Annotated in this window: 8 protein-coding genes and 1 pseudogene; 6 read left to right on the top strand and 3 right to left on the bottom strand. The window is 65.0% G+C overall.

The annotated features are described in order from the left end of the window. The 4 genes and pseudogenes from VE759_RS16055 to VE759_RS16040 all read left to right on the top strand — a co-directional run. A pseudogene (locus VE759_RS16055) lies at window positions 1-147 on the top strand (SRPBCC family protein); the annotation flags it as partial. A gap of 61 nt (window positions 148-208) precedes the next feature. Further along, window positions 209-1,285: a pyridoxal phosphate-dependent aminotransferase gene (locus VE759_RS16050; RefSeq protein ID WP_414687932.1), complete on the top strand. Its 1,077-nt coding sequence runs from the start codon at window positions 209-211 to the stop codon at window positions 1,283-1,285. A gap of 10 nt (window positions 1,286-1,295) precedes the next feature. Continuing rightward, on the top strand, window positions 1,296-2,507 hold the full coding sequence (locus VE759_RS16045) for an NAD(P)/FAD-dependent oxidoreductase (RefSeq protein WP_324934184.1): 1,212 nt from the start codon (window positions 1,296-1,298) through the stop codon (window positions 2,505-2,507). A 10-nt stretch (window positions 2,508-2,517) separates the two neighbouring features. Continuing rightward, a complete protein-coding gene (locus tag VE759_RS16040; protein WP_324934182.1) occupies window positions 2,518-4,872 on the top strand; it encodes an MMPL family transporter in 2,355 nt (784 codons plus the stop codon). Window positions 4,873-4,949: 77 nt separating this feature from the next. Here VE759_RS16040 and VE759_RS16035 read toward each other — a convergent pair whose 3' ends face one another. Beyond that, on the bottom strand, window positions 4,950-5,699 hold the full coding sequence (locus VE759_RS16035; RefSeq protein WP_324934186.1) for an O-methyltransferase: 750 nt from the start codon (window positions 5,697-5,699) through the stop codon (window positions 4,950-4,952). Window positions 5,700-5,779: 80 nt separating this feature from the next. On the opposite strand from VE759_RS16035, the gene VE759_RS16030 reads away from it, so the two are divergent. Then, the gene (locus tag VE759_RS16030; protein ID WP_324934180.1) at window positions 5,780-6,604 is read left to right on the top strand and encodes a class I SAM-dependent methyltransferase; all 825 of its coding nucleotides are present in this window, start codon (window positions 5,780-5,782) and stop codon (window positions 6,602-6,604) included. Between the two features lie 90 nt (window positions 6,605-6,694). Here the strand turns inward: VE759_RS16030 and VE759_RS16025 are convergent, their stop codons facing one another. Then, window positions 6,695-7,726: an IniB N-terminal domain-containing protein gene (locus tag VE759_RS16025; protein ID WP_324934179.1), complete on the bottom strand. Its 1,032-nt coding sequence runs from the start codon at window positions 7,724-7,726 to the stop codon at window positions 6,695-6,697. Between the two features lie 225 nt (window positions 7,727-7,951). Between VE759_RS16025 and VE759_RS16020 the strand changes: the two genes are divergently transcribed. Next, window positions 7,952-8,329: a DUF427 domain-containing protein gene (locus tag VE759_RS16020; RefSeq protein ID WP_324934177.1), complete on the top strand. Its 378-nt coding sequence runs from the start codon at window positions 7,952-7,954 to the stop codon at window positions 8,327-8,329. Here the strand turns inward: VE759_RS16020 and VE759_RS16015 are convergent. Next, on the bottom strand, window positions 8,310-9,173 hold an 864-nt coding region (locus VE759_RS16015), incomplete at its 5' end, for a DUF5914 domain-containing protein (protein WP_324934175.1). The two genes, VE759_RS16020 and VE759_RS16015, sit on opposite strands and share 20 nt — an antisense overlap.

The raw sequence follows: 9,173 nt of genomic DNA, 5'->3' as shown, positions 1-9,173 counted from the left end.
ACCGCGCCGCCGCAACGACCCGTGTGGGTCGGCGATTTCTGGGACATGTTCGGCGCAGGTCATCTGCTTGAGCTCAAAAACCTCAAAGCCATCGCCGAATACCGCCACCACAACGCCCTACCGGTCACCCCAGCCTGGATGAAATGAGCAGCACCATGACCAATGTCAGTTTGATCGGCGGCATGAAGCCCAGGGTTGGGAGGTCGTCATGACCGCGACGGTTGAGTCCTATCCGCGTTCGGAGATCCACACGCTGCCACCGCCGGCGTTCATGGATGTCGATGCGTTGCCGATCGCCGTCGATCCGCTGGCGTTGTCGCTCAACGAGAACCCATTTCCGCCGCTGCCGGCTGTACGCGCCGCGCTGGTCAACTCGATCCGCGCGGCCAACCGGTATCCGGAGTTTTTCCCGGAGCGATTGCGCCGATTGATCGCCACCCGCATCGGGCTGCCCGATGAGCAAGTTGTTCTCGGCCCAGGCGCGACCGGGGTGATGCTGCAAGTACTGCACGCGATCACCGACCCAGGCGACCGAATCGTTATGTCGGAACCTACTTTTGACGGATTTCCGATCGTCTCGCGAATGACAAAGCTCAGCCAAGTCATGGTGCCGCTCGACGCGACCGGCCACCACGACTTGCACGCGATGGCAGATGCCGCGTCAGAAGCGCAGGTGGTAGTCCTCTGTCGGCCTCATAACCCGACCGGCACAGTCGAATCCGCCAGCGCAATTGAAGAGCTTCTCGCGCGGGTCCCCAGCGACACCATCGTCATTCTCGACGAGGCTTATGTGGAGTTCGTCGCGCCCGACTTCAGCATCGACTCGGTCGCCCTGACTGAGCGCTTTCCGAACGTGGTTGTCATGCGGACATTCTCAAAGGCCTACGGGCTGGCCGGCCTGCGGATTGGGTACGCATTCGGCTCCAGGGAACTGGCCAGCAAGCTGTGGGAGATGCAGTTGCCGTTCGGAATGAGCATCACCAGCTTGGTCGCGGTTGCGGCATCGTATCGGGCGGAATCTCAATTACAAGAACGAATCCGGCTAATCACCGCCGAACGGCAGCACCTGTGTGCGCAGTTGCACGCGATGGGTATCTACACCACCGACGCACACGCCAACTTCGTGTACCTGCCGGCCGCAGGTCGGCCGTGGCGTGAAGTCTTTGACAACACCGGCGTGCGAGTGAGGTACTACTCCGACGGAGGAGTGCGCATCACCATTGGCTCGCACTCCTCCACGCGCGCGGTCCTGGCCGCGATGCGAACATCGGCCGCAGCGATATAGGGGACTGCACGTGCGCGAACATCAGGAGTATCAGGTTGTGGTAATCGGAGCGGGTCCATCCGGCGTCGCCACGGCGCTGAGCCTGCGCGATCGAGGGCTGCGCCCGCTGCTGATCGACCGGGCCGATCAGGTCGGCTCGTCCTGGCGGGGGCGTTATGACCGGCTGAAACTCAATACCGGCAGGCGGACCTCGCATATGCCCAATCGGCCGTATGCAAGCGGAACCGCAGTGTTTCCGACCCGGGATCAAGTAGTCGACCACCTCGACCGGCACGCCCACGAGGACGGAATCGAGTTGCGACTGTGCACTGAAGTGACCCGAATCGATCGTGATTCGGGTGGTTGGTGGCTGTCGACCTCCTCAGGAGAGATCAGTGCACAACAGGTCGTCGTCGCAACGGGATACGAACACACCCCACGGGTTCCCGAATGGCCGGGCAAGGACGGCTTCCGCGGTGAGGTGCTGCATTCTTCGGCTTACCGGAATCCAACGCCATATCTAGGAAAGCGGGTGCTGGTCGTCGGGGCCGGCTCGTCGGCCTTGGAGATCGTCCACGACATTGCCACCGGGGGAGCAGCCAAGGCGTGGTTGGCGGTACGAACCCCGCCCAACATCATGCTGCGCGCTCTACCGGGCGGGTTTCCGTCGGACTACCTCGCGACCCGGCTGTACGACTCGCCGACCAGGCTGGCGGACGCGATGGGGCAGGTGGCGCGCAGAATCGAAATCGGCGATCTGACGGAGTTCGGCCTTCCGACCCCGGACGAGGGGGCTTTCGCCCGCGGGAAGCGGCTTGGACGTGCGCCCGCGATCGTCGACAAAGAGGTGATTCACGCGATCCGAGATAGGCGATTCGAAGTCGTCCCCACTATCGACACGTTCGAAGGCAGTTGCGTCGTGCTGGTAGACGGCCAACGGCTTCAAGTCGATGCGGTGATCTGCGCGACGGGTTATCGGCGTGGTCTTGAGTCGCTGGTCGGCCACCTTGGTGTGCTCGACGAGCGAGGCCTGCCCCGCGCCGCCGGTGAGAATCCGGCCGCGCCAGGTTTGCGGTTCGTCGGGTTTCTTTCCCGCCCGGGACTGATTGCGTTCGTCGCCAAGCAGTCCAAGCGCGTAGCTAACTGCATCGCTGAAGAACTCGCGGTTCCCTACGGTGCGGTGACCGCTCCGAGTTACGAGTCGCCACCGGTAGGGCATCGCTCTGCGGCGTACCGCCGATGAAGGTCCGGACGTGTTGCAGAAAATCGCTCGACTGGCGATCGCCGCGCCGCGGCGGATCATTGCAATCGCGCTGCTCGTCCTGATCGGCGCCGCAGTATTTGGGATTCCTGTCACTAAGAGCTTGTCGGCCGGCGGCTTCCAGGACCCGTCGTCGGAATCCGCGCAGGGGGCAACCTTGCTGGCCGACAAGTTTCACCAGGGCGACATGGAGATGCTGATCACCGTCAGTTCAGAGCCCGGTGCCTACGCCGAACCTGCACGGGCGGTTGGTACTCACATCGTCCAGCAGCTCGAGCAGTCCCCGTATGTCGCGCACGTGGAGTCGCCGTGGAGCACGCCACCGGAGGCAGCCGTCAAACTGGTTAGCGCGGATCTCGAAACCGGGCTGATCGTCGCCGGTATCACTGGCGGAGAGAGCGACGGACCAAAGCACGCGAAGACGCTCGCCGATGAATTGGTGCACGACCGCGACGGGGTATACGTCCGCACGGGCGGGGCGGCGAGCGTCCACGCGCAGATCGACCAGCAGACTGAAAAGGACCTGCTGCTCATGGAGTCCATCGCACTCCCGCTGAGCTTCATGGTGCTGGTGTGGGTATTCGGGGGCCTCGTCGCGGCAGCCGTGCCGATGGCAGTGGGCGTGTTCGCAATTCTGGGCTCGATGGCGGTGCTGCGCGCGGTCACGCTCGTCACCGACGTATCTATTTTTGCGCTCAACCTGACGATCGCGATGGGCATGGCGTTGGCCATCGACTACACCTTGCTGATCATCAATCGGTATCGCGATGAGTTGGCCGACGGCGCCGCCACTCGAGAGCACGCGCTGGTGCGCACGATGGCCATTGCGGGCCGGACGGTGCTGTTCTCGGCGACGATCGTGGCGTTGTCGATGGCGCCGATGGTGCTGTTCCCGATGTACCTGCTCAAGTCAATCGCATACGCCGGCGTAGGCGTGGTGGCGTTCGCCGCGTTTGCGGCGGTGGTCGTGACGCCGGCAGTGATCGCGTTGCTCGGCGACAGGCTTGACTCCCTCGACGTCCAGCGGTTGGTGGGGCGCCTGCTGCGCCGGCCCGAGCCGGTGCGCCGACCCGTCGAGGAGATGTTCTGGTACCGGTCGACGAAGATGACCATGCGGCGGGCGATCCCGATCGGTTGCGCGCTGATCGTGCTGTTGCTCGTGCTCGGTGCGCCGTTTCTAGGTGTGCGCTGGGGCTTTCCCGACGACCGGGTGTTGCCCGCGTCGGCGTCGGCCCACCAGGTCGGCGACGACTTGCGCACCAACTTCGCAACCGACTTTGCGACCAATGTGATCGTGGTCATCCCCGACGCCACCGGCATCGACCGCACCGCCCTTGCCCGTTATGCCGCCAAGTTGTCGCAGGTCCCCGACGTCCGGGGGGTGTCGTCGCCGGTCGGCACGTTCCTGCGCGGACAGAAGGCTGGCCCGCCTTCCGCGCCAGCGGCGATGGTCGACGGCAGCGCGTTTCTAACCGTCGGCAGTGTGGCGCCGCTGTTCTCCCACGCGTCGGAAGAACAGCTCGACCGGTTGCACGCGGTTGTGCCGCCGGACGGCCGGCTGGTCCAGTTGACCGGCATCGCTCAGACCAACCGCGACATCGTCACCGCGATCACATCGCGACTGCCGCTTGTGCTGACCACGATCGCGGTTGTCAGCTATGTGCTGCTGTTCCTGCTGACCGGCAGTGTGGTGCTACCGCTCAAGGCACTGGTGCTCAATGTGCTGTCGCTGACTGCTGCGTTCGGTGCGCTGGTATGGATCTTCCAGGACGGCCATCTTGGCGCAATCGGCACCACCGCCACCGGCACGCTGGCCGCCAACATGCCAGTGCTGTTGTTCTGCATCGCATTCGGCTTGTCGATGGACTACGAGGTGTTTCTGCTATCGCGTATCCACGAGTACTGGCGTAATTCGGAACAGACCCGCGCTGACAACGACGAGAGCGTCGCGCTGGGCTTGGCCCACACCGGCCGGGTGGTCACCGCCGCAGCGGTGGTCATGTCGATCTCCTTCGCCGCGCTGGTTGCCGCGCAGGTGTCATTTATGCGGATGTTCGGCATAGGTTTGACGGTCGCGGTCCTCATCGATGCGACGCTGGTACGCATGGTGCTCGTGCCGGCGTTCATGCACGTGATGGGCTGCGCCAACTGGTGGGCGCCCAAGCCGCTGGCCCGGCTGTACGACCGGTTCGGTATCAGCGAATCGGCCGGCGGCGTGCATGAGATGCGGGGCCGACCGGCCAGCGCCGTTGAAGACCATCACCACCGCGGCGGGCGGCCAACTCCTGGCGACGGTTGCCAACACCGGCCGACCGTTCTCGCATCGTCCGGAGCGGCGATATCGTAGGGGCACACCACTTTTCCCGACGCGCAACCAGGTGGTCGACCACATCGCGGTTTGCGATCGCAGCCGAACTAGCGGCCTTAGCCGAGGAATTCAGACTCCAGTACCAGATCTCGCACCCACGTCTGGTACTCGGAATGGGCGTTGTGTTCGACGGTGTCGAAGCGATTGTTCTGCTGCTCGCGCATGTAGGCGCGGTACTTGGGCGCGCCAGGGAACCCCACGTTGTCCGCCACGACGATCGAGCCCGGGTGGAGCCATCCCTCGTCGACGATCGTGCGCAAGTCGGGTAGGTAGGCGTTCTTGTCGTGGTCGAGGAACAAAAAGTCGAGCCTTCCCGTGCCGATCCCTTCGGCGGCGAGGGCAACGAGGGTTGGGCCTCCATCGTCGATGGTGCCGACTATGGAGATGATCCGATCATCGACGCCGGCGTGGGCCCAGATGCGGCCCGCCACCTCGGCGTTGGCCGCGCACATTTCGACGGAAACCACCTTGGCTGAAGGTGCGTCGCGGAGGAGGCGCAGAGCGCTATACCCGACATATGTGCCCAGCTCCAAAATGAGCTTGGGATCGGCCCGCTTCACCGCGGCGTCGAGCAGCTTGCCCTTCTGGTCGCCGATGTTGACCAGGAACATTTGTTCGTAAGCGAACTTGTCAATGGTGGCGAGCACGTCGCCGATGTCGCCCTTGCGGGCCTTGCTCACGACGTGATCGGCGAGCACGCATTCGCGGCCATCGCCAACTTGACCCGTCTTGATGAAGTGGCGGGCCCCGACGAGAAAGCGGAGGTACGACAAACGCACCAGGGGCATCCGCTGCTTCAGGGTCATGTTAATCAGCGTACGCGCGGCGAGATGAGGGGGCGGCGCAGCGATTCTCCATGGCGCCGACACCGACTAGCCTCGGCATCGTGCCGGAAGCAGGGCAGATTCGCGTCGATTTGACCGGTGCGCCGCAGACCATGCTGGCGACGCTTTACGCCAAGGCCTTGGACGCCGATGCAGACCATCCGATCCTCGGTGACACGTGGGCGAAGGATGTCGTCAGCCGCATCGACTATGACTGGCGCAAGACCACGATCACCGCGCGCACGGCTCCGTCGGTGACGATTCGTACCGCGCACATGGACAACTGGGCGCGGGATTTCCTCGCCGCAAACGATCGCGCGACGGTGCTGCACCTGGGTTGCGGCCTGGACAGCCGCGTGTTTCGCATCAACCCCGGCCCCGGGGTCGAGTGGTACGACGTCGACTGTCCCGACGTCATCACCCTGCGCGCACAGCTGTATCCGGCGCGAGACCACTGCCACCCGGTGCCGGCATCGGTGACCGATCCGGCGTGGCTGCCGCAGATCCCGGCCGATCGGCCTGCTTTGATGGTCGCCGAAGGCCTGACCATGTACCTCACCGAGGACGACGGCGTCGGTCTGCTGCGCCGGATAGTTGAGCACTTTGCCTCCGGCGAATTACAATTCGACGTCTTCAACCGCCTTGGGATCAAGCTGCAGGTAACCAACGCCGCGGTGCGGCGCGCCGGTGCGAAGCTGTACTGGGGCATCGACGGGCCCGACGACATCATCGCCGCGGTGCCGGGCGTGCGGCTGCGCGAGGCCGTCTCGGTGTTCGACACTTACGCGTTCAAGCATCTCCGGGGGCCCTACCGGCCGATGGGGCGGGTGATGTCGTTGGTGTCCGCCACGCGCAACATAGCGCAGTTCCACCGTTATGCGTTCTGAGCCCGTCTCCCCCGCTCCACGCAACAATCTGCGCTCCACGCACAAATCTGGCGGGGACCGTTGCGGTCCCCGCCAGATCAGGACGGTGGATCAGAACCCAAGGTGGGTGTCGAGACCGCTGTTTTGGTGCGCGTCGATCGAGTTGTGCTGCAGCGAACTGTTGAACGACGAATCGTTGTGCACGGAGCCGTCGAACACCGAGCTGTGCGACGAGTTGTCGTGCACCGAGTTGTCGTGCACCGAGTTGTTGTGCACGGAGTTGTCATGCACCGAGGTGTCGATCACCGAGCTCGAGTGCGTCGAGCTGTCCACCACCGAGTTGTCGGTCGTCGACGTATGCGTGTGCGTCCAGCTGTTGTCCACGCCGCTGGTGTTTCCGGTGCCGTGGATGTCGGTGATGGTCTGGTTTCCATGCACGCTGGTGGTGTTGCCCTCCGACACCGCGGTCGTGCCGTGACCGGAGGTCTGGATGACCGTCCCGTCGTGGTTGCTCACCACGTCGCGACCGGCGTAGCTGTTGCCGGAGCTGATGCCGTTGTGCTCACCGACCGCGACGTTCGAACCGCTGCCGGCGTGGATGTTGCCGTTGTTGACGGTGTTGCCGTTGCCGAGCACCGCGCCGTCACCGCTGAGAATGTCGCCGCGGTTGTTGTCCCCGGTGACCACCGCGTGACCGCTGGCCTCGGTGTGATTACCGCCGAGGGTGATGTCACCGAAGCCGAGGTTGAACGCGCCCTGCTGAGCGTTCGCACCGGCGTGCTGGTCGGGGCTTAGCAGGTCGTTGTGGCTGGCGATATCGGCGGTGTTGTGGCTGGCGAGATCGTTGTTGCTGGCGAAGTCGGTCTCCGGAGCGAACACCCGCTGCGGCTGGAATGCCGGCCCGAACGCGTCCGGGGCGAAGCCGTAGTGGTTCGCCACCGCCTGCTGCAAGCCGACGACCGGGTCGCCGCCGCCCGCCATCGCCATCGTCGGGACCGCCGTTGCGGCCACCGCCGCCAACTGCGCCGAGGAAACGCCGGCGACGCCCGCGTCGACCATGGCCCGTTCGGGGTCGGCTACGAACGACGCCGCCTGAACGGGGTCGCGGAACAGTTCGAGGATCCAGTCGATCACGTTAACCATTTAGAGCCCTTTCCGTGCTTACTGTGGCTTCCGTGGATGTTGTCGCCGTCTGGGCGGCGACCCGTTAGCCGCCGGGATAGGGGACAAAACCCGTAACTCCCGGCCTGCCCCGGGGGGTAGGCCAAGGAAAATCGTTAGGGGGTTAGGGGATTGTCGGGGAATCGTCGCGTCGCCGATGTGTTGAGAATGATTACCCATCGAATAGGTCGCATAGGAGGAATCGCCATGAGCCGACCGGTACTCGAACCGACCGCCGAGCATCCGATCACCGTCGAACCGAACAATCGGCACGTCACCGTGCGGGTGAACGGCGAGCTCGTCGCCGACACGCGCGCCGCGCTGACGCTGCAGGAGGCAAAGTATCAGCCGGTCCAGTACATCCCTCTCGGGGACGTAAACCAGTCGGTGCTGCAGCGCACCGATACCGCGACGTACTGCCCGTTCAAGGGCGACGCGAGCTACTACAGCGTCAGGACCGCGGCCGGTGACACCGTCGACGACGTCATCTGGACCTACGAAAAGCCCTATCCGGCCGTCGCCGCGATCGCCGGCCACGTCGCGTTCTATCCCGACAAGGCCGAGATCACGGTCGAGGAGGACTAGGGCTCGTCCGCACCTCGTACCGGCGTTCCGCGTAGGCGAGGTCGTCGCGCCACAGTCTGGTGGCCGCGTACCGCATCAGCGGTGTGATCAGCGCGGCCGCGTGCCGCGCGTGGGCGAACCCGGACCGCTCCGAGTGTGCGATGACGGCCTCCAGCACGGCGCTGCGTGGTCGGCCATCGTGGCCGCGGTCGACCGGCGTGGCGTGGGTTTCGACGACACTGCCGGCACCTTCGCCGTCGATGATGCGCATGACGATGGTGCGCGGCTCGGGGCTGGTGAACTCGGCGATCACCGGCACACCGACGCGGCCCATCCGGAATGTGACCGCCACCAGGAAGCGGTCGTCGTCCTCGGTCGGCGATGACAGCACGTCCAGACTCGTGAACGAGTAGGGGTGGTACCACGCCCCGTGCCACGGGTCGAGCCGGTTGGCGATGATGTCGGATGGTTCGCACACCCCGACCAAGCGCGTGACCGCGTCGAGCGTGGCGCCGGTCGGTCGGGCCGGGATCACCGGACGGTCCAGCGGGGCTTCGCCGCCGATGCCGTCCAGCCGCACCCACGCCAGCACGCCGTCGTCATGGCCCGGCAGGGGTTTCCAGCCGAACTCGCGTGAATCGCCGCTCAGTGCCAGACCGTGCCAGGAGCAGATCAGCGTGCCGCAGTGCACGGTCCCGTTGGCCAGGCTCGCGCCAAGGTGTGGGCAGGCGCCCGGGCCGACGCGCAGCCGGCGTCGCGCGTCGCGCCAGGCCACGAGCTCCATCCCGGCGACCCGGGTGCCGAATGGCCGATCCGCGGGGATGCTGCGACTGGCCGCGAATGCATACCAATTCCCACTGGGGCG

The sequence above is a fragment of the Mycobacterium sp. genome, assembly GCF_035640695.1.
Taxonomy (GTDB): Bacteria; Actinomycetota; Actinomycetes; order Mycobacteriales; family Mycobacteriaceae; genus Mycobacterium.
This window is presented reverse-complemented; position numbering and strand designations above follow the sequence as displayed.

Bases quoted from the DNA above. Each gene is read 5' to 3' on its own strand.
- VE759_RS16050 (WP_414687932.1), top strand. From the start codon at position 209: ATGACCGCGACGGTTGAGTCCTATCCGCGTTCGGAGATCCACACGCTG.
- VE759_RS16035 (WP_324934186.1), bottom strand. From the start codon at position 5,699: ATGACCCTGAAGCAGCGGATGCCCCTGGTGCGTTTGTCGTACCTCCGC.
- VE759_RS16025 (WP_324934179.1), bottom strand. From the start codon at position 7,726: ATGGTTAACGTGATCGACTGGATCCTCGAACTGTTCCGCGACCCCGTT.
- VE759_RS16020 (WP_324934177.1), top strand. From the start codon at position 7,952: ATGAGCCGACCGGTACTCGAACCGACCGCCGAGCATCCGATCACCGTC.